The sequence below is a fragment of the Amycolatopsis sp. PSD-21 genome, assembly GCF_055561455.1.
The window spans coordinates 5,447,137-5,467,613 of the sequence record NZ_CM145712.1 but is presented as its reverse complement, the minus strand read 5'-3'; the positions used below and the strand labels follow the sequence as shown (position 1 = coordinate 5,467,613).

Sequence of the window (20,477 nt, the reverse complement as noted above, 5' to 3'; positions counted from 1 at the left end):
CAGTCACGTGGCATCGCCGCACTCTCGGGCCGTGCCGGGCTCACCCGCGCGATCATGTCGCGAAAGCCACTTTCGAGACGTCTGGTGTCCCGAAAGTGGCTTTCGCGACACCGCCTCCGGAAGCCATCAGGTGCCTGAGACACCTTGGCTGGAACCGTCCTTACCACTCACGAGGGGTGAGGCCACTGCTGGCCGCGCGTCCACGAGTCCAGCACCATCAACGTCTTCGTGCCGGTGACCTGGTGATGCCGCCGGATCTCGTCGATGGTGCGCTGCAGGTGGCCCATGTCCCGCACCCGCAGCCAGACGAGTGCGTCGGGGTCGCCGGCGATGGTGAACACCGCCTGGGCCTCCGGCATCCGCGTGGTGGTGCGGACGATCTCGCCGACCTTGGTGGTCCCGGTGAACCGCAGTTCGGTGAACGCCTCGATGCCCCAGCCGAGTTTGGCGTGGTCGATCTGGACGGTGTAGCCGACGATGACGCCGTTCTCCTGCATACGGTCGATCCGGCGTTTGACGGCCGCGGTCGACAGCGTGACGCGGGCCCCGATGTCGCCCAGCGTGCGCCGGGCGTCCTCCCGCAGGAGTTCGAGGATCTCGCGATCGGTCTCGTCGATGAGCTGGTCCGCCATGGGCCAGGATGGTACGCAGACGCAACGGATATCGGCCAGTGGAGAAGACGGGCCGGATTTTTTGCGTCCCGGGGGCCAATAGACTGCCGCCTGTTGCGGCGGCCCGCGGGGGTCGGGTCTCCTGTCGTGACGTCGCGCGGGGGTGCCTAAGGAGGCAGGTCTGGTGGAGCAGTTCACGTTGGAGGACCGGTATCTGCGGGAGGACGGCACCGTGTACCTCAGCGGCGTCCAGGCCCTGGTCCGGATGCTGTTCGACCGGGTGCGGCACGACCGCGCCGCCGGGGCGTCGCCCGCCGTGTTCGTCTCCGGCTACGAGGGATCCCCGCTCGCCGGATACGACCTCGAACTCGGCCGCCGTTCCGTCCTGCTCGAGAAACACGACGTCGTGCACCGTCCCGGTCTGAACGAGGAGCTCGCCGCGACGGCGGTCATGGGCAGTCAGCTCACCTCGTCGGTCGGCTCGTCCCGCGGGGGAGTCACCGGATTCTGGTACGGCAAGGCACCCGGCCTGGACCGCGCGACGGACGCCCTGCGGCACGCCAACCTCGCGGGGACCGACCCGGCGGGCGGTGCGGTGGCGCTGGTCGGCGACGACCCGAACGCCAAGTCCTCCTCGGTGCCGTGCGCCTCCGAGCTCGCACTGGCCGACCTCGCGATGCCGGTGTTCTTCCCGTCCGATTCCCAGGACGTGCTGGACTTCGGCCTGCACGCGGTCGAGCTGTCCAGGGCGAGCGGGCTGTGGTCGTCGATGAAACTCGTGGCGAACGTGGCCGACGCCGCGAGCACCGCCCACGTCCACCCGCGATGGACCGCGCCCGAACTCGCCCTGCCCGCGTACCGGCACAAGCCCACCTCCCGGCTGCTCGGCACCACGTTGATGGCGCTCGAACGCAGCCTGTACACCGAACGTCTGCCGCTGGCCGTGGAGTACGTGCGCGCGAGCGGGGTCAACCGGATCGTCCAGGAAGGGCCCGCGGACCGCGTCGGCATCGTCACCGCCGGAAAGTCCTATTTGGACCTCATGCAGGCGTTGCGGCTGCTCGGCCTGGACGCCGAAGCGTTGTCCCGGCACGGCATCCGGATCCTCAAACTCGGCGTGATCCACCCGCTCGAACCGTCGATCGTCCGCCGGTTCGCCGACGGACTGAGCGAGATCGTCGTGGTGGAGGAAAAGCGTTCCTTCGTCGAATCGGCGATCAAGGAGGTGCTGTACGGCACCGCCGGCGCGCCCGCCGTGCACGGCAAGACCGGCCCGGACGGCCGCACCCTGTGCACCGAACTCGGCGAACTCGACCCGGACGCCATCGCCAGGGTGCTGGCCACCCGCTTGAGCGACCACCACGAGATCCCGTCGGTGACCGCGTGGCGGCAACGGCGGCGCCGTGAGCGCATCTCGGTGCCGTTGCTGACCAGGACGCCGTATTTCTGCTCCGGCTGCCCGCACAACTCGTCGACCAAGGTGCCCGAGGGAACCGTGGTGGGCGGCGGGATCGGCTGCCACGCCATGGCGTTGTTCATGGAACCGGAACAGGTCGGGGACGTGGTCGGGCTGACCCAGATGGGCGGCGAGGGCGCGCAGTGGCTCGGGATGGAGCCGTTCGTCGACGCCTCGCATTTCGTGCAGAACATCGGCGACGGCACGTTCACCCATTCCGGCAGCCTCGCCGTCCGGGCGGCGGTGGCCGCCGGGGTGAACATCACCTACAAGATCCTCTACAACGCGACGGTCGCGATGACCGGCGGTCAGGACGCCGTCGGCGGGCTTTCGGTGGACCGGCTGGCGTCGCTGCTGCTTGTCGAAGGCGTCGCGAAGGTGGTCATCACCAGTGACGAGCCGAAGCGGCTCCGCGGCGTCCGCCTGCCCGACGGCGTCGAGGTCCGGCACCGCGACGAATTGCTGACCACACAAGAAGAACTGGCCCGCGTTCCCGGCGTCACCGTGCTCATCCACGACCAGGAATGCGCCGCCGAGAAACGCCGCAAACGCCGTCGCGGCAAACTGGACACTCCCGCCGCCAAGGTCGTGATCAACGAGCGGGTGTGCGAGGGCTGCGGCGACTGCGGCGAGAAGTCGAACTGCCTCTCGGTGCAGCCGGTGAGCACCGAGTTCGGCCGCAAGACCGCGATCCACCAGTCGTCGTGCAACGTGGACTACTCGTGCCTGGCCGGGGACTGCCCGTCGTTCATGACGGTGGTGCCCACCGGGCGCAAACACCGGGCGCGGCTCGCGGACATCACGGCGGCCGAACTGCCGGAGCCCGAGACCGCCGGTACCGACTTCACCGTGCGGATCACCGGCGTCGGCGGGACCGGCGTGGTCACCGTCGCGCAGATCCTCGCCACGGCCGCCGTGATCGAGGGGAAACAGGTCCGGACACTGGACCAGACCGGGCTCGCGCAGAAGGGCGGCGCCGTCGTCTCGGACCTGAAGATCACCGCCGAGCCGACGCCGCAGGCCCCGAAACTCGCGGCCGGGGAATGCGATCTCTACCTGGCCTGCGACGTCCTCGTCGGCGCGGACCCCGCGCATCTGACGGTGACGGACCCCGGCCGGACCACGGCCGTGGTCTCCACGACCGAGGTGCCGACCGGCCGGATGGTCGTCGACACCACCGTTTCGTTCCCCGACGCGGCCGCGGTGCGGGGCGCGATCTCCGGCAGCGCGGCGCGGACCGTGGCGCTCGACGCACGGGCGCTGGCGGAAACCCTGTTCGACGACGACCAGTTCGCCAACATCCTCCAGCTCGGCGCCGCCCTCCAGACCGGCGCCATCCCGCTGGACGCGGCCAGCGTGGAGCGCGCGATCGAACTCAACGGGGTCGCGGTCGCGGGCAATCTCCAGGCTTTCCGGCGCGGCAGGCAGCTCGTCGCCGATCCCGAGGGGCTGCACGCCGCGGTCGCACCGCCCACCGTCTCCGCGACCCCCGCCCCGTCGGCCGCCACGCTGCGCGCCCGCGCGCTGGTCCACGCCGAGCCGGGGTCGGAACTCGCGCGGCTGCTGGACATCCGCGTGCCGGAGCTCGTCCGGTACCAGAACGTGCGGTATGCGCGGGAGTACGCCGAATTCGTCGAGCGGGTCCGTGTCCTGGAAGGGGATTCGACCGCGGTCACCGAGGCGGTGGCGCGAAACCTGCACAAACTGATGGCCTACAAGGACGAGTACGAGGTCGCGCGGCTTTCGCTCGATCCCGCCGTGCTCGCCGGGATCGAAGCGGAGTTCGGCGTCGGCAGCCGCTATGCCTACCGGTTGCACCCGCCCGTGCTCCGCGCCCTGGGAATGAAGCGGAAGATCGCGCTGGGCCCGAAGTTCCGCCCGGTGTTCGTCGCACTGCGTGCGGCGCGGAAACTGCGCGGCACCCGCTGGGACCCGTTCGGCAAGGCGCATGTCCGGAAGGTGGAGCGGGAACTCGTCGGGCAGTACCGGGAAACGATCCTCGCCGCTTTCGGCGCCGAGGGCGCGGACCGGGGCAGGCTCCTGGCGCTGGCCGAACTGCCCGATCTGGTCCGCGGCTACGAGGACGTCAAACTGGCGAACGTCGAGGCTTACCGGCGGGAACAGTCCGCGCTCCTCGCAGAACTCACGCAGGGGGAACGGCTCGGCGCGAGCACCTGACGGCCGGAATCGGTCAGCCGAGGTGGACGATCGTGGTCCGTTCGCCGTCGGTCACCGCGAAGCGTCGCCGGATTTCGTCGACGGCCACGCGCGCCGGTCCTGAAAAGGCCTTGCTCCACACGATCGGGCCATCCGCGTGCCCGGTCGGGAGGTCGGGCCATTCCCCGAGCAGGTCTCCGGTCGCTCCGTCGTAGAGACGCGGGTGGTCGTACAAGGCCAGGAAATCGCCGGCGAACGGAACGACGTCGCCGGCGGGCAGCTCCAGCCGACGGCGCCAGACGAACGTCCGGGAGGTGGCCGACCACCTGGCCAGCATGCTGGGGGCGAGGTCGTCGGGTCCGTCCGGGTCGTTCTCCTCGGTGGACGTGCTGATCACGACGTCTTCGCCGACGAAACAAGCACCCGCGACCTCAGCCTGCACGAGACCGATCTGTGTGTACACGTCGCCGACCGAATCGAGCGTGGTGGGTTCGGTCAGCGCCTTCTCCAGGTCGTAGACCGCCGCGGAGCACCAGGGATGCCAGACCCAGCCGGCACTGAGCAGGTACCTGCCGCTCGGCGAGACGGCCAGGCGCGAATGGAAGAAGTCGCTCGGCTCACGAGCCGGGCCGTCGGTGAGTCGCTCGCCGGTCTCTGCGACCTCGACCTCGAGCCGGTTGTACTCGTCGGGGCAGTGGATCAAACCCGTCCGGCCGTCGGGAAGGGTGCACAACACCAGCGGGTAGCGGTAGGCCTCGGCCTGGTAGCCGCTGCGGGTGAGTTCGCGGATCGGACGGCCGTCAGCCGACAGCAGCAGCCCCGTCGTACCGGTATCGGCCATCAGCGCGACCAGCTCACCGCGGGGAGAGACCGCCACGGCGTCGAAGACTTCGCTGTACTCGCCGAACAACGTCGAATCCGGGGATACGTGGTGAAGCGTTTCCCCGATCCAGGCCAGCGCCTTCGCGCCCACGACGGCGGTGACCTCGCGCCGGATTTCTCGCACGGGATCCACTCTGCCCGACTCGGGGCCGGGAGTCCTCCGAATTATCCACTGGACGGCACGACCAGACTCGGTGTGGGACACCACATCGACCGAAGGAAGTCGTCTTGGGCAGTACGCCGGATCTCGGCCCGCCGCCGCGGCGGATCACCGTCGACGTGGCACAGGTGCGCCGCCTGGTCGCCGGGCAGTTCCCGGACTGGGCCGGTCTTCCGGTCCGGCCGGTGGCCGAGTCCGGTTGGGACAACAGGACTTTCCGTGTTGGCGACGCAATGGTGGCGCGGCTGCCGAGCGCCGCCGAATACGCCTTGGCGGTGGACAAGGAGCAACGGTGGCTGCCGGTGCTCGCTTCGCGGCTGCCGCTGCCCGTCCCGATCCCGCTGGCGAAGGGGAATCCCGGCGACGGCTACCCGTTCTCCTGGTCGATCAATCGGTGGCTCGACGGCGAACCCGCGAGCGCGGACGGGATCTCCGACCCGGTGGGCTTCGCACTCGAACTGGCGGAATTCCTGGTGGAGTTGAGGAACATCGATGCCGCGGACGGTCCTCAGCCGGGTAAGCACAATTGGTTCCGTGGCGGCACCCTGCGTACCTTCGACGCCTTGACCGAGCGCGCGCTCACGGAACTCGACGGCGAAATCGACGTCGGCCCGTACCGCGCTCTCTGGAAGTCGGCGCTGGACGTTCCCCGGGACGGCGTCGATCGGTGGTTCCACGGCGACGTCGCGCCGGGGAATCTTCTGCTCGGTGGCGGGCGGCTGGCGGCCGTGATCGACTTCGGTACCTGCGGAGTCGGCGATCCGTCCTGCGACCTGGCCATCGCCTGGACCTTGCTGACGGCCGACGGCAGGCGGGCGTTCCGAGAGCGGCTTTCGATCGACGGCCCGGAATGGGAACGTGGGCGTGGCTGGGCGCTGTGGAAGACCTTGGTCACCTGTGCCAGGACGCGGGGCCGCGCCGACGGGGAAGCGGTGAACGCGCGTCGCGTGCTGGCCGGGATCCTGGGCGATTGACCGTTGCCCGTGGCCGATTCGTGGTTGGCTCGGGCCTGGGTGAACGTGTACGGCACCGTCCGGGCCTACTCCCGGCTCATGCAGGCGCTCCCGGCCGATATCCAGTCCAGGCTCCACGCGGACTTCCTGATCGAGGTCCGCAAGGACGTCGGCGATCCGGGTACCGCGGTCGGCGAACCTCTCCGACCGCCTGAGCCTGACCGATCCCGACGTCGGCACGGTCTGCAAACGCCTCGGCTGGGTCCCGCCCTGGCGCGCCGAGTCGGCCGACCCGATCGCGGCCTTGTTGGCCAGTAACCACCATCGCCGAGGTGTGGTCGAGCGTTTTGGGGGTGCGGCTGACAGATTCGCGAACGGCGAATCGACCGCGTATGACAAAGACGGAGAATGGTCGCGCGGGCTCTGTGATTTTCCTTGCCTGGCGAGCCTTGCGGGTGTGTTAATTCCCTGTGGCATACCCGTAAATGTGCACACGCGCCCGCCGGGAAGAGCCCGCGAAAGCGGGCATTAATCATTTGTCCAGTGGTTTCGGCGGGCGTGGTCTATGTGTTGGAGAGGTACCTGTGAAACACAGAAGACGTAGTCGAAGACTGGCCACTGGGGGCATCGCCGTGGTGAGCACGGCGGCCTTGGTGGCACTGGGTCTCGCGATAGGCTCGGGCACCAGTGCCGCGGCTCCGGGTGAGCTCACGCAGAATTACTCGTGTCCGTTCCCGTTGATCGGAAATCAGAACGTCTCGGTCACCATCAAGACCACGCAGCCTTCGACGATCGAGACCGGGAAACTGACTCCCGCCATCGAGATCACCGCCGTGTCCAACGCGGGCAAGACGGCGACGGAAGGTCTTCGGCTCGTCGGTGCCGAGTCCATCAAGGGCACCGCGAAGGCGACTTCGACCGTCACGATGCCCGGCAGCCAGGGCACGATGACGGTGAAGGTCGACTCCGACGTGCCGAACCAGCCCATCCCGCCCGCGGGCAACGACCTCGTCGTCAACGCCACGGGCAGCGCGCCCGCGCTGAGGTTCGACCAGCCGGGTACCGCGTCGCTCGCGGTGACCGGGCTCCAGCTGGTGATGACCCCGCTGAAGGCCGATGGCACGCCGACCGGTCTCGGCACCTTTACTTCGGACTGCACGCTGGCGGCGGGGGCCGAGACCGTCCTGCAGACCTACACGGTGACCGGCTCTCCGGTCACCCCGGAAGCCGTCGTCGGCACTGGGAACCACCCGCCGCTGCGGCAGGTCTACAGCTGTCCGTTCCCGTTGATCGGGAACCAGGACGTCACGGTCGACATCAACGCCACGCTGCCCGACACGATCCCGGTCGGCCAGTTCACGCCCAAGATCGACATCACGGCCGTCTCCAACGCGGGCAAGACCGCGACCGAAGGGCTCCGGCTCGTCGGCGCCGAGCAGATCAAGGGATCGGCGCTGGCCACCTCGCTGGTCTCCAGCCCGCAGGGACATCTCGCGGTCGGCGTGCCGACACCCGTCCCGCTGCAGCCGATCCCGCCGACGGGCAACGACCTGATCGTCAACGCGAGCGGCGCGGCGCCGTCGTTGCGCTTCGACAAGCCCGGGACGGCGACGCTTTCGGTGCACGATCTGGTGCTCACGATGACGCCGTTGACGGCTTCCGGCGCGGAGACCGGCCTCGGCACGTTCGTCGCGGACTGCACGCCCGCGAACGGCCAGGCCAACGTGCTGCACACCTTCACCGTCACCGCGGCCGCGGACACGACCCCGCCCTCGGCTCCCGGTGCGGTGACCGTCGGCGAGGTCACCCAGAACAGCGTCGCGTTGTCGTGGGGCGCCGCCACCGACGAGGTCGGCGTGACCGGCTACGACGTCTACAACGGCGCCACGCTGGTGAAGACGGTGACCGGAACGTCGGCAACGGTCGACGGTCTGGCCCCCGACACGGAGTACTCGTTCACGGTCAAGGCGAAGGACGCGGCGGGCAACGTCTCGCCCGCCACCGCGCCCGCCACCGCCCGGACCGCGAAGGCCCCGGACACGCAGGCGCCGACGACTCCCGCGAACGTGCACTCGACCGGAACCACCCAGACCAGCGTGACGCTGGCCTGGGACGCGTCGAGCGACAACGTCGGTGTCACCGGCTACGACGTCTTGCGGGGCACCGAGGTCGTCAAGTCCGTCACGGAACCGCAGGCCACGATCGACGGTCTGACGGCCGACACCGAGTACACCTTCACGGTGGTCGCGAAGGACGCGGCGGGCAACGCTTCGGCGGCCAGCGCCGCGGTCACGGCCCGGACGCAGGCCGCGCCCGACACGCAGGCTCCCGGTGTGCCGGGCAACCTGCACTCGACCGGTACCTCGGCCACCAGCGTCGGCCTGGCGTGGGACGCGTCGAGTGACAACGTCGGTGTCACCGGCTACGACGTCTACAACGGAACCACCCTGGTGAAGTCGGTGACGGAAACCAACTCCACCGTCGACGGCCTCGCCGCCGACACCGAGTACACCTTCACCGTCGTCGCCAAGGACGCGGCGGGCAACAGGTCGGAGCCCAGCGCGGCGGTGACCGCCCGGACCGCCACGGTCCCCGACACCGAAGCGCCCAGCGTTCCGGCCGGTCTGGCCACGACCGACGTCACCCAGTCCAGCATCGCGCTGTCCTGGAACGCGTCGAGCGACAACGTGGGTGTCACCGGTTACGACGTCTACAACGGCTCCACGCTGGTGAAGACCGTGACGGGGACTTCGGCCATTGTGGACGGTCTCGCGCCGGACACCGAGTACTCGTTCACCGTGGTCGCGAAGGACGCCGCGGGCAACGCTTCGGCGCCCAGCGCCGCCGCGACGGCACGGACGCAGACCGCGCCCGACACCCAGGCGCCCGTCGCACCGGGCAACCCGCGCTCGACCGGGACCACGCAGACGAGCGTGAGCCTCGAATGGAACGCGGCGACGGACAACGTCGGTGTCACCGGCTATGACGTCTACAACGGCTCCACGCTGGTGAAGTCGGTGACGGGGACTTCGGCCATTGTGGACGGTCTCGCGCCGGACACCGAGTATTCGTTCACGGTGGTCGCGAAGGACGCGGCGGGCAACCTCTCGACTCCGAGCGCCGCCATCACCGTCCGGACGCAGGCCTCGCCGGACGTGGTGGCTCCCAGCGTGCCGGGCAACCCGCGCTCCACGGGGACCACGCAGACGAGCGTGAGCCTCGAGTGGGATGCCGCGACGGACAACGTCGGCGTCTCCGGGTACGACGTCTACAACGGCTCCACGCTGGTGAAGTCGGTGACAGGGACTTCGGCCATTGTGGACGGTCTCACGGCCGGCACGGAGTACACCTTCACCGTGGTCGCCAAGGACGCCGCGGGGAACAAGTCGGCGGCAAGCGCGCCGGTCACGGCGAAGACGCAGCCGAACACCTCCCCGGTCGTCAAGTACAGCTACGACCTGACCGGAAAGACGCAGCTGAAGAAGCTCGCGGGCCCGATCGACCTGCGCGGTGGCATCAACGCCGCGATCAGCCTGGCGAACGGGACCTTCGACGCCGACCTGACGCTGAACCCGACGAGCGCGAACCTCACGCTCTGGGGTTTCGTCCCGGTCAAGGCGAAGATCGAGTTCGCTTCGGCGGGCAAGACCACGGGAACCCTGGCCAACGGGGTGCTCAAGTCGACGTCGGCGGTGACGGTCAAGCTGCCGCGGGTCAGCGTCTTCGGCTTCCCGGTCTCGGCGAGCCCGACCTGCCAGACGAAGACACCGGCCCAGATCCCGCTGCAGTCGAAGGCGGGCTTCGACCCGCTGGCCGGTGGCAAGCTCACCGGCTCCTACACCCTGCCGCCGCTGCAGGGTTGCGGGTTCCTCAACGACATCGTCAGCGGTGTCGCCTCCGGCCCCGGCAACACGGTGGAGGTGAACCTGAAGCCGCGTCCGGTCGGCTGATCCCACGGAATCCCTGATCCGGCCCCGTCGCGTCCCGCGACGGGGCCGGATCCATGACCGGACCACCGGCGCCGGTGGTCCGGGTTACTCCGATCGGCCCTGCCGGTGGAGACGGCCAGCGAATAAGTTGCCGCTAACAACAAATCCTGCCGTCGATGAAGCCTGTGGGAAGGATCGACATGAAATCTCCGAAGCGGCGTCGCGCGACAGTCGCGCTGTTGACCGCTGGCGCGCTCCTGGCGTCCACGCCGGTGAGCGCCGCACCGCTGGCGGACGCGCCCGGTGCGCCGGGTACCGGCGCGGCCTGGACGACCGGGGGTAAGGAGGGTTTCGGCACCGCCACGAACGCGGCGTCGAAGGTCTGGTTCACCCTCGGCCAGGGCATCAACCACGAGATCTACTACCCGACAGTCGACGTCGCCAACGTCCAGGACCTGCAGTACGTGGTGTCCGACGGTGCCGGCTTCACGCAGCTGGAACGCGACCACACCACCAAGCAGCTGGTGCTTACCGATCCGCGTTCCCTGAGCTACCGGCAGATCAACACCGCCACCAACGGGCGGTACCGGATCACCAAGACCCACACCGCCGACCCGGCGCGGTCCACTGTGCTGATCCAGACCAGGTTCGAGGTGCTCAGCGGCGGTCCCCTGCAGCTGTACGCGCTGTACAACCCGTCCCTGAACAACAGCGGGATGGGGGACACCGGAGCCACTTCCGGCGGGCAGCTGGTCGCTTCGGACGGGCCGGTGTCCAGCGCCATGGCCGCCTCCACCGGTTTCGTCAAGGCGACCAGCGGCTACAGCGGGACCGCGAGCGACGGCTACGTCGACCTGAGCGGCGACCACGTTCTCGGCACGCAGTACGACTCGGCGTCGACGCCCGGGAACCTGGTGCAGCTGGGGCAGATCCCCGTGGGGACCGACACCACCTTCACCCTCGCGATCGGGTTCGGCGGTGATCGCGGCGCCGCGTCGGCGAACGCGTCGGCCTCGCTCGCCGGTGGTTTCGAGGCGGCGGACACCGCGTACCGGTCCGGCTGGAGCGGCTATCTCTCCTCGCTGGCCGCGGTGCCCCGGTCGATCACCGGCGCCGGCTTGACCACGCAGTACAACGTGGCGCTGATGACCCTCAAGGCCCACGAAGACAAGACCTACTCGGGTGCGAACGTCGCCTCGCTCACCAATCCCTGGGGCGAGGCGAAGGACGCGAACGGCACGGGGGACTGCGGGTATCACGCGGTCTGGTCCCGTGACCTCTACCAGGTCTCGACCGCGCAGATCGCGGCGGGCGACTCGGCGGCGGCCAACCGTTCGGTCGACTACCTGTTCACCGTTCAGCAGCGACCGGACGGTTCGTTCCCGCAGAACACCCGGCTCGACGGCACCAACTGCTGGACCAGCCTGCAGATGGACGAGGTCGCCTTCCCCATCGTGCTCGCGTGGCAGCTGGGCCGGTCCGACGCGGGGATGTGGGCGAAGGTGAAGAAGTCCGCGGACTTCCTCGTCGCGAACGGCCCCTCGACCCCGCAGGAACGCTGGGAGGAGAACGGCGGCTACTCGCCGTCCACCATCGCCGCGGAGATCGCCGGGCTGATCTGCGCCGCCGACATCGCCGAACGCAACGGCGACACGACGGCGGCCGCCCGGTACCGCGAAACCGCGGACCGGTGGCAGGCACAGGTCAGCGCCTGGACGTTCACCACGTCCGGTCCGCTCGGCGACGGCCGGTACTTCCACCGCATCGACGGCAACGGCAACCCCAACGACGGCCAGAACGTCTTCCTGCAGAACGGCGGCGGGAACCACGACGAACGCGCCATCATCGACGCGGGCTTCCTGGACCTCGTCCGCCTCGGGGTGAAACCGCCTGCCGACCCGGACGTCGCCGCTTCACTGTCCGAAGTGGACTCCACGCTGAAGGTGAACACCCCCAACGGCCCGATGTGGTACCGGTACAACCACGACGGCTACGGGGAAACCGCTTCCGGCGGCCCGTACACCGGTGCCGGAGTCGGACGGCTGTGGCCGCTGCTCACCGGTGAGCGCGGGGAGTACGAGCTCGCCAACGGACGCCCGGCGACGACGCATCTGGCGGCCATGGCCGCGTCGGCGAATCCCGGTTTCCTGATCCCGGAACAGGTCTGGGACCGGCAAAGCGCCGGTGGCTTCACCTTCGGCGAAGGCACCGGCTCGGCGACGCCGCTGGCCTGGTCGATGGCGCAGTTCGTCCGGCTGGCGCATTCGATCGACGCGGGTGCCCCGGTCGAGACGCCGTCGGTGGTCAAGCAGCGCTACAGCGCGGCGTGCTCCGCGGTTTCGGCGAAGTTCACGGTGAACGCCACGACTTCGTGGGGCCAGAACATCTTCGTCGTCGGCGACCGTCCCGAACTCGGAGCGTGGAACCCGGCGAACGCGGTTCCGATGTCGTCGGCAGGTTATCCCTTGTGGACGGCGAACGTCACGCTGCCGAAGGGAGCCGCCTTCCAGTACAAGTACATCCGCAAGGAGGGCGGCGCCGTCACGTGGGAATCGGGCGCCAACCGGGCGGGTACCGCTTCGAGCGGCTGCACGATGGCGTTGAACGACTCCTGGCGTCCCTGACCCTTACCGGTGTCGGTTGCTCGCCTGAGTACATGAAGGCCCCCTTCCTTGCGCCAGGCGCAAGGAAGGGGGCCTTCATGTACCTCCGTTGACCCGCAGGCGGTGCCGTGCCAGCCCCAGTCCTTCCGGAAACCGCGGCCCGTCGCGTGAAGGCCCCCTTCCCTCGGCTCAGCCGAGGGAAGGGGGCCTTCACGCGCAGCTGTTGTGATTGCTGATGCCCGTAGGCCGGATCAGTCCTCCGGCACCATCTTCCAGCAGTCCCCAGGCGACTTGATCTCCTGGTCGGTGGCCTGGGCCACCTGCTCGAAGTTCCGCACGAAGCTCCGGTAGATTCCATCGTCGTCCAGGACCCGGATGACGTTTTCGTCGTTCTCGTGCAGGGACGGGTTGTTGAAGTTCTGGCTGCCGGTGAAGACGACCTTGGTACCCGGCTTCAGGTAGTCGCCCTCGATCATCATGTTCTTCTCGTGGATGCCCGCCTCGTTGCCCTTCTTGAAACCACGAAGCCGCACACGGTCCGGCTGACCCTTCATCAGCGCTTCGCACGAACCCGCGGTCATCCGCAAGGCCACGATGTCCACGGAGCAGCCCCGGGCGGCCAGGACCCGCAGCCGTTCGATGATCTTCATCCGGGTGAGTGACCACACCCCGATGCGGATCTTGGACTTCTCCGCCGAACACCCGACCTCCTTCAGGGTGTTTTCGACGGTGTCGTTCCCCGCGTCCTTCAGCCTCGGGTAGAAGTAACTCTTGGTGTTCCCGGTGATCACGGGCGGGTTGGCTTCGTAGTAGCCGGGGTTCGCCGTGCCCCCGTCCGCGACCCTGCGGAGGTCGCCGAAGTAGTCGTTGTACCTGGCGAACAGGGCGGCGTTCCCGACGTCGGTGTAGTAGCTGTTCCAGCCGCCCTTGCCACCCGTGGTGTTCTCGCTGAAGTTCGCCGATCCGGTCGCGACCACCGTCGACGCGTCGAGCGTCCGGTCGAACAGGAAGAACTTGTTGTGCATGACGTTTCCGCCGTTGCACCCTCGGTCGGCCTTGCAGTTCTTCGCCCACGAGTTCTTGTCGCCGGTCTTCTCGAGCCGCTTCTTCAGGTCCTGGTAGTTCGGATGGTCCGTCGTCCCTCCGTCGACCAGGACCTGGACGTGCACCCCGCGCTCCGCGGCGTCCGCGAGCGCCTCCGTGATCGGCTTGTCCCGCAAGAGGAACTGCGCGGTCTTGATGGTCGAGTTCTCGGGTGCGCCACGGATCAGTTTTTCGAGGTATTCGACGATCTGTCCGCCGCCCGGTGTGTTGAAGTCCGCGCGCGTGGTCAGCCGCGGCGTCGCGGCGGCGGCCGGGACGCTGGTCGCCACTACCAGTAGCGCGGTTGCCAGTGCTCCTCGAAGCAAGGTCTTCCTGTGCGATTTCATTCCGATTCCTCCCCATGGCCGGATCTGTCGGCGGGTCCACGCTCTCCAGCGCGGGACGGCGTGGCAAGCGCAACGGCGCGGAATGGGACGCTGGGACGAAATCTCGCCCCTGACCTGCGGCGACGCCGGGCCGGGAGACGTGATCTCGCGAATTCGCGCGGCGAAAGGCCTGCGATGGGACACTGATAGCCGTCCGGGACATGGCGCGGAGGGGGCGCAGCGGGATGGCGAGTGAGGCGGCTGCCACGCTGGCGGCACTTCTCACCGAGTACAAGGAGCGGAGCGGCCTGAGCTACGAACAGCTCGGGCGCAAGGTGCATTCGAGCCGGTCGACCGTGCACCGCTACTGCACCGGACGGAACGTTCCCGCCACCTTCGCGCCGATCGAGGCGATCGCGACGGTGTGCGGCGCGAGCCGCGAGGATCTCGCGAAACTGTACCGGGTGTGGGAGCGCGCGGACCTGGGCGAAACCCCCGTCCCCGAACCGCTGGTCATCCCTGACACCGACGCGGTGGAGCCCCCTCGCAGGCGGCCGCTGACGCATATCGCGCTCGTCGTCGTCCTCGCGGCGGTCCTGCTCGCCGGAGGTGCCGTGGCGACCCCGCCGGACCGGCAGGCGCAGGTCACCGCCCCCGCGGTCCAGGCGGCGATGTGGACGAACGCGCCACGCACGCTCGATCCGGAGTTCGTCGGGGTGACGACGAACTCCAACACCGGGCTGATGCCGACGTTCCGCGTCGGCTCCGTCCGGTTGTGGAACACACGCACCCGGTGGCAGAACCTGGAGCCCGCCCGCGGTCAGTACGACTGGAAAACACTCGAACGGCTGGTGACCGGTGCCCGTGGTGCCGGTTTCCCGGTGGCCTTGACCTTCGGCGGCACCCCGTCGTGGGCGAGCCCGAACAGCCCGAAGTCCGTCTACACCGACGATTCCCGCACCGGTCCGCCCGACGACCTCGCCGACTGGGAACGGTTCGTGCGGGCCGTCGTCGAGCAGTATCGAGGCCGGATCGACGCCTACGAACTGTGGGACATGGCCAATCATCAGGACTTCTTCTCCGGATCGATGGCCGGTTTGGTGGAGATGACGCGCAGGGCGAGCCAGGTGATCAAATCCGCCGACTCAGCCGCCACCGTGGTCTGCCCGTCCATGGGCGAGCTCTGGGATCCCGCGGCGTTCGAGGGGTTCCGGCGGTTCGCGAAGCTCGGCGGCTACGACCATTGCGACGCCGCCGCGATGAAACTGGCTCCCCGCAACGATTCCGACCCACCGGAGACGATGCTGCCGCTGGCGCAGGAGATCGAAAAGGTGCTGCAGGAAGCCGGCGCCGGCATCAGGTTGTGGAGCACCGGCTCGGCCTACGACGTGAACAGGCAGCGGCCCGTCGACGAGGATCGGGGTGCGCAGCACGCTGTCCGGTTCTTCCTGTCCGGTCTCTACGCGCAATACCGCCGCATGTACTTCTACAACTGGGGCAGCGCCAAGATCCCCATCGTGCTGCAGCCCGCGGGCGGTCCGCACACGAAGGCGGCGCGACACGTGGAACGCCTGCACACCTGGCTGTCCGGCAGCCGGATCCATTCCTGCGGGCAAGGGCGCGCGGCCGGATTGCCCGATCACCTGTGGCAATGCCGCTTCGATCAGGGCGGCAAGGACTTCCTGATCTGGTGGACCATCGACCGGTCCGAGCGGATCCCGGCGGCTCGGGGCGCCACGTCGGCCGAAGACCTCGACGGGAGGAGCACGCCGGTGGAACCCGGTGCGGATGTCACCGTCACCGGCAGCCCGATCCTGCTGAAACTGGGCTGAGGCGTCAGCCGCCGTTCAAAGTGGACACGACCGCCGCCACGGTCACCGTGTTGAACACGAACGCGATGACCGCGTGCGTGGTCACGGTCCTGCGCATCTCCCGGGAGACGACGTCCACGTCGGTCGTCCCGAAGGTCGTCATCACGGACACCGCGAAGTAGATGTAGTCGGACCACTCGGCGGATCCGTCGCCGGGGAACCGCAGGGCCTCGCCTTGCTCGACCACGTCGTCCGCGTGGTAGGCGATCGCGAACGAGACCAGGACACAGATCCACGCGACGACGACCAGCGCCACCGCGACGCCGACGCGCGCGCCCGCCGGCAGGCTCTCACCACCGAGGCCCGGCATCCACACCACCGCCACCGCCAGCGCGGCCGCCGCGATGGTGATCGACACTCCCGGCCCCGGCGCGGTCCCGAAGACATATCGCTGGGCGAACGTGCCGCGGCTTTCCCGGCTCGCCCAGTCGTGGATCTGCTCCGAGGTCGCCACGCCGAACGCGGCCACCGTCACGACGAGGTAGCCGACGAGATACGCGAGAAGGACCAGAACACCCGCGTCGACCAACGAGATCGACAGCACGTCCTCGCGGAACACGATCGTCAACGCGGCGACGACCAGCGCGAACGCGGCGCTCAAGCCGCTCCTGCGGCGCTCGGACAGCCAGATCCGAGCCGTTTGGCGAGACAGCGTGATCTCCTTTCACCGACGATCGGGCCAGTTTCGCACGCGGTACTCCGTTCCAGTGATGTGACATTTCGTGGCAACCTGTCAGACTTCGGGAGCGTCGAAGGAACACTTCCGGAGTACGAGGGGGACGAATGGGGCAGGGGTTCTCGGTCGAGCCGGCCGCGGTGCGCGCGCTGGGAGACCTGGTCCTGCGGGCGAGCGCGGGCGCGGACTCCTATCGGCTTTGGTTCGAACGGCTGGTCGGGGCCGGGTTCGACACCGAACGCGGTGAAGGTTTCCTGGCCGCCGCCTGGCCGAAACTGGACGAGTGGCAGCGCGCGGCGCTGACCCAGTCGGGGTTCGCGGCCAATCTCGCCGCGGGCGGCGGGCACGAACTGCGGTGCGTCGCGCACTGGTACGGCGTGGTGGACGCACGCGCGGCCGAGTTGCTGGACCGGCTCAACCCGGAGCCGGACGCCGCGCGGATCCCGGCGGACGAAGTGCGCGACCCGGCGGGGGCCGCGGCGTTCCGCGACGCCGTCCTGGTCGGATACGGCGGACCCGACCCGGCGGCCGTCACCGATCCGTCCTGGTGGCCGGTGAAGGCCGAGCAGGAACGCGAGAAGCTGCTCGATCTCGGCGGGTCGCTGGGCGACGTCGCCGAGGTGATCAAGATGCTCACCGGGTCCGACAAGGACTTCATCACCATGCTCGCCGACCTGCTCGTCGGCGACTGGACCGTGCTGCAGGAGCAGGCGGTGCTCTACCACGACGCCGCGATCGGGCTGGAGAACATCGCGGCCAACATCAACCAGGGCCGGTTCGGGATCCAGGGGGTGTGGGCGGGCGAGGCCGCCGACCGCGCGAAGAACTGGCTGGCCGACTACCGCGCCTGCGTGCTGCAGCTGGCTCAGTACTTCCACGGCGCGTGCCGGGCGATCCAGGCGCTGGCGAAGCTCGCGTACCACATGATGCAGGAGATCAGGCACGGTTACAGCTCGGCGATCGACATCGCGCTGCTGATCCTCACCAAGGGCAAGAAACTCGGGCTGGAGCGCGGGGTCCGGGTGGCGGAGATCATCAGCGAAGCACTGTCCGAGCTGGGACGCCGCGGCAAGCTCGTCAACATCTTCCAGGATCCCGAGCTGCGCGACATCATCCACCTGGTGCTGTCGTTCAACGAGATCGTCGGGATCATCCAGACCTGGATCAGCGCCGCACTCGGGCTGGCACACGCTTTCGCGGGGGAGAAGACGCTCGACGAACTGCTGGAAGCCACCATCGCGATGGGCGAACCGCCGCAGTGGCCGCAGGACTACGAACACCGGGACGCCGAGTGCCCGGCCAAGAGCAGGCGGGTGAAGCTGTGACGGGACACGAGCTCTTCGGCTCCGAGCAGGGTGAGCGGGCACGGCAGACGGCCATGCGGCTGCTGGCGGCGACCGGCGGCGCCGCCGGGGACTTCGCGGGGGAGGTGCTCGCCGGGCGACGGCGGCCGCACGAACTGCTGGCCCACGGCCCGGTACTGGACGAATTCGTCCAGGAGGCGCGCGGCTGGTGGCGGATCATCGACGCGTTGCCCGCCGAGGAACGTCAGCGGCTCACCGGCGAAGCCTGGTCGTCCCTGGAACGGCAGGTCGGCGAACTGGCCACTTTGGACGTCGACGACGCCGTCGCGGAGCTGGAAAAGCTGTCCGCGCCGGCGCCGGAACCACCCGTGCGGAAACCCCGTCCCCGGGACGACGAAGACGACGACTGGTCCGAGCGGTCCTATCTGGAGCCGCTCTGAGCCGGGGTGTCGTCCGCCTTCGCGTTGGCCTCGTCGATCCGGGCCATGTGCTCTTCCGCCCAGTTCCGGAGAGCCGCCAGCGGCACGTCGAGCGACCGGCCGAGGTCGGTCAGCCGGTAGTGCACGCGGGGCGGCACGGTGGGCTCCACCCGGCGATCGACGAGCCCGTCGCGGACCAGGCTGTGCAAGGTCACCGAGAGCATTTTCTGGGATACGCCGGGGATCCTGCGCCGTAACTCGGCGAACCGGACCTCGTCCGGAGCCGCCTCCGCGAGGACCTTGACCGCCATCGACGTCCATTTCGTGCCGATGCGATCCAGCAGACGGCGAGTGGGGCATTCGGGGTCGAACAGATCGCCACGCTTCTGCCGGGAGGTCACCTGGAGCTCACCACCTGTGGGGAAAGTGCCGTCTTGGCGGCATGCCGGAAGTTACCTACGGTTTTCTGGTAACCAATGGTAACCACAGTGGAGGCGACGTGCCCGAGGTACGACGGATCGGCATCAACGGCATCGAGGTCGACGTGGCCGTCGCGGGCAGCGGGCCCGCGGTCCTGCTGCTCCACGGCTTCCCGCACACCTGGCGGCTCTGGAGCGAGGTCATCGGCCCGCTGGCCGGGAACCACCGGGTCATCGCCCCGGATCTGCGCGGGCTCGGCGGCAGCACCCGCGCCGCGGACGGCTACGACGCGGGCACGCTGGTCGCCGACGCCGAAGGCATCCTCGACACCCTCGGCGAATCCACCGCGGACGTCGTCGCCATCGACGCCGGCACACCGGTCGCCCTCCTGCTCGCCTTGCGGCGGCCGGATCTGGTGCGGCGGCTCGTCGTGATGGAGTCGCTGGCGGGTTCGCTGCCCGGCGCCGAGGACTTCCTGGCGGGCGGCCCGCCGTGGTGGTTCGGCTTCCACGCCGTCCCCGGCCTCGCCGAAAAGGTCCTGATCGGGCACGAGGCGGAGTACATCGACTGGTTCCTCGCGGCGGGCACGCTCGGGCGCGGCGTGCCGCCCGAGATCCGCGACGCCTTCGTCGACGCCTACACCGGGCAGGACGCCCTGCGCTGCGCCTTCTCCTACTATCGCGCCATGCCGGACACCGCGCGCCAGATCGGCGAAGCAGTGGGGGACGGCAGGCTGGCGATGCCCACGATGACGATCGGTGCCCATCCGGTCGGCCGTGCGCTGGAACGGCAATTGCGCCCCGTCGCCGACGACCTCACCGGTCACCTCATCGAGGACTGCGGCCACATCATCCCGCTGGACCGGCCCGCGGAACTGCTCCGTCTGCTGACCCCGTTCCTCGCCGTCCCTTGAGTCCCAGGCACGATCAAGCGCATGACGCGTGAGACAGAGGACGGTTCGCTGTACGGCACGATCTTCCGGCGACGGGACACCAGGGCCGAGTTCACCGGGGAGCCGATTCCGGAAGAGGTGCTGCGCCGGGTGCTGAGCGCGGCCCACGCCGCGCCGAGTGTGGGCCTGTCGCAGCCCTGGGATTTCGTCGTGGTGTCCGATGTGGACCTTCGAAAGCGGTTTCGCGAGCACGTGCTGGCCGAACGGGAGGTTTTCGAGGATCGGCTGGACGCCGAACGGGCCGGTGTCTTCGCGAACATCAAGATCGAGGGGATCGTCGAGTCCTCCGCCGGGATCGTGGTCGGCTACGACCCGGCACGCGGTGCGCCCGACGTGCTGGGAAGGCACGCTATCGCCGACGCCGGCCTGTACTCGGTGTGCCTGGCCATTCAGAACCTTTGGCTGGCGGCGACCGCCGAAGGGCTCGGCGTCGGCTGGGTCAGCTTCTATCGTGAGGAGTTCCTGCGCGAATTGGTCGGTTTCCCCGGAAACGTCCGTCCGGTGGCGTGGTTGTGCGTCGGTCCGGTGCGGGACCTGCCCACCGTCCCCGATCTGGAGCGGCACGGCTGGCGGGAACGTCTTCCGCTCGACGCCGTGCTGCATCACGAACGGTACGAGCCGCGTGGATGAGCAGGCGCCCGACTTAAGCGATTGGCGCGGGTAAGGCAAAGGTGA

Annotated in this window: 14 protein-coding genes; 9 read left to right on the top strand and 5 right to left on the bottom strand. The window is 68.9% G+C overall.

Annotated elements, in window-relative coordinates; genetic code table 11:
- Positions 1-167: 167 nt before the first annotated feature.
- Entirely contained in the window at positions 168-632 is a 465-nt protein-coding gene (locus ACZ1DY_RS25615; RefSeq protein ID WP_038512105.1) for an Lrp/AsnC family transcriptional regulator, read from the bottom strand.
- Positions 633-795: 163 nt separating this feature from the next.
- On the opposite strand from ACZ1DY_RS25615, the gene ACZ1DY_RS25610 reads away from it, so the two are divergent.
- The gene (locus ACZ1DY_RS25610; RefSeq protein WP_465481116.1) at positions 796-4,245 is read left to right on the top strand and encodes an indolepyruvate ferredoxin oxidoreductase family protein; all 3,450 of its coding nucleotides are present in this window, start codon (positions 796-798) and stop codon (positions 4,243-4,245) included.
- A 13-nt stretch (positions 4,246-4,258) separates the two neighbouring features.
- On the opposite strand, the gene ACZ1DY_RS25605 is transcribed toward ACZ1DY_RS25610, so the two are convergent.
- Positions 4,259-5,230 carry a hypothetical protein gene (locus tag ACZ1DY_RS25605; RefSeq protein WP_465481115.1) on the bottom strand — a complete coding sequence of 324 codons (972 nt, stop codon included), beginning with the start codon at positions 5,228-5,230 and terminating at the stop codon, positions 4,259-4,261.
- A gap of 104 nt (positions 5,231-5,334) precedes the next feature.
- Here ACZ1DY_RS25605 and ACZ1DY_RS25600 point away from each other — a divergent pair, with 104 nt between their 5' ends.
- The 3 genes from ACZ1DY_RS25600 (at position 5,335) to ACZ1DY_RS25590 (ending at position 12,772) form a co-directional block, all read left to right on the top strand.
- Positions 5,335-6,240: an aminoglycoside phosphotransferase family protein gene (locus ACZ1DY_RS25600; RefSeq protein ID WP_465481114.1), complete on the top strand. Its 906-nt coding sequence runs from the start codon at positions 5,335-5,337 to the stop codon at positions 6,238-6,240.
- Positions 6,241-6,851: 611 nt separating this feature from the next.
- Positions 6,852-10,169 (top strand): fibronectin type III domain-containing protein, encoded by a 3,318-nt coding sequence (locus ACZ1DY_RS25595; RefSeq protein ID WP_465481113.1) that lies wholly within the window; start codon positions 6,852-6,854, stop codon positions 10,167-10,169.
- Between the two features lie 179 nt (positions 10,170-10,348).
- Positions 10,349-12,772 (top strand): glucan 1,4-alpha-glucosidase, encoded by a 2,424-nt coding sequence (locus tag ACZ1DY_RS25590; RefSeq protein WP_465481112.1) that lies wholly within the window; start codon positions 10,349-10,351, stop codon positions 12,770-12,772.
- A gap of 230 nt (positions 12,773-13,002) precedes the next feature.
- Here ACZ1DY_RS25590 and ACZ1DY_RS25585 read toward each other — a convergent pair whose 3' ends face one another.
- A complete protein-coding gene (locus tag ACZ1DY_RS25585) occupies positions 13,003-14,181 on the bottom strand; it encodes a phospholipase D-like domain-containing protein (RefSeq protein ID WP_465481111.1) in 1,179 nt (392 codons plus the stop codon).
- Between the two features lie 224 nt (positions 14,182-14,405).
- Between ACZ1DY_RS25585 and ACZ1DY_RS25580 the strand changes: the two genes are divergently transcribed.
- On the top strand, positions 14,406-15,992 hold the full coding sequence (locus tag ACZ1DY_RS25580; protein ID WP_465481110.1) for a helix-turn-helix domain-containing protein: 1,587 nt from the start codon (positions 14,406-14,408) through the stop codon (positions 15,990-15,992).
- Positions 15,993-15,996: 4 nt separating this feature from the next.
- Here ACZ1DY_RS25580 and ACZ1DY_RS25575 read toward each other — a convergent pair whose 3' ends face one another.
- Positions 15,997-16,632, bottom strand: coding sequence for a DUF1345 domain-containing protein (locus tag ACZ1DY_RS25575; RefSeq protein WP_465481109.1), 636 nt, complete (start codon positions 16,630-16,632; stop codon positions 15,997-15,999).
- Positions 16,633-16,814: 182 nt separating this feature from the next.
- Here ACZ1DY_RS25575 and ACZ1DY_RS25570 point away from each other — a divergent pair, with 182 nt between their 5' ends.
- Together ACZ1DY_RS25570 and ACZ1DY_RS25565 are read left to right on the top strand one after the other, a co-directional pair.
- Complete coding sequence (locus tag ACZ1DY_RS25570; RefSeq protein WP_465481108.1) at positions 16,815-18,032, top strand: hypothetical protein; 1,218 nt, start codon at positions 16,815-16,817, stop codon at positions 18,030-18,032.
- The gene (locus tag ACZ1DY_RS25565) at positions 18,029-18,451 is read left to right on the top strand and encodes a hypothetical protein (protein WP_465481107.1); all 423 of its coding nucleotides are present in this window, start codon (positions 18,029-18,031) and stop codon (positions 18,449-18,451) included. Before ACZ1DY_RS25570 ends, ACZ1DY_RS25565 begins: the two co-directional genes overlap by 4 nt.
- Here ACZ1DY_RS25565 and ACZ1DY_RS25560 read toward each other — a convergent pair.
- A complete protein-coding gene (locus ACZ1DY_RS25560; protein ID WP_465481106.1) occupies positions 18,433-18,831 on the bottom strand; it encodes a winged helix-turn-helix transcriptional regulator in 399 nt (132 codons plus the stop codon). The genes ACZ1DY_RS25565 and ACZ1DY_RS25560 overlap by 19 nt on opposite strands.
- Positions 18,832-18,929: 98 nt before the next feature.
- Here ACZ1DY_RS25560 and ACZ1DY_RS25555 point away from each other — a divergent pair, with 98 nt between their 5' ends.
- Both ACZ1DY_RS25555 and bluB read left to right on the top strand, forming a co-directional pair.
- Positions 18,930-19,763 carry an alpha/beta fold hydrolase gene (locus ACZ1DY_RS25555; RefSeq protein ID WP_465481105.1) on the top strand — a complete coding sequence of 278 codons (834 nt, stop codon included), beginning with the start codon at positions 18,930-18,932 and terminating at the stop codon, positions 19,761-19,763.
- 21 nt (positions 19,764-19,784) lie between these two features.
- Positions 19,785-20,432 (top strand): 5,6-dimethylbenzimidazole synthase, encoded by a 648-nt coding sequence (gene bluB, locus ACZ1DY_RS25550; RefSeq protein WP_257486085.1) that lies wholly within the window; start codon positions 19,785-19,787, stop codon positions 20,430-20,432.
- The last annotated feature ends 45 nt before the right edge of the window (positions 20,433-20,477 follow it).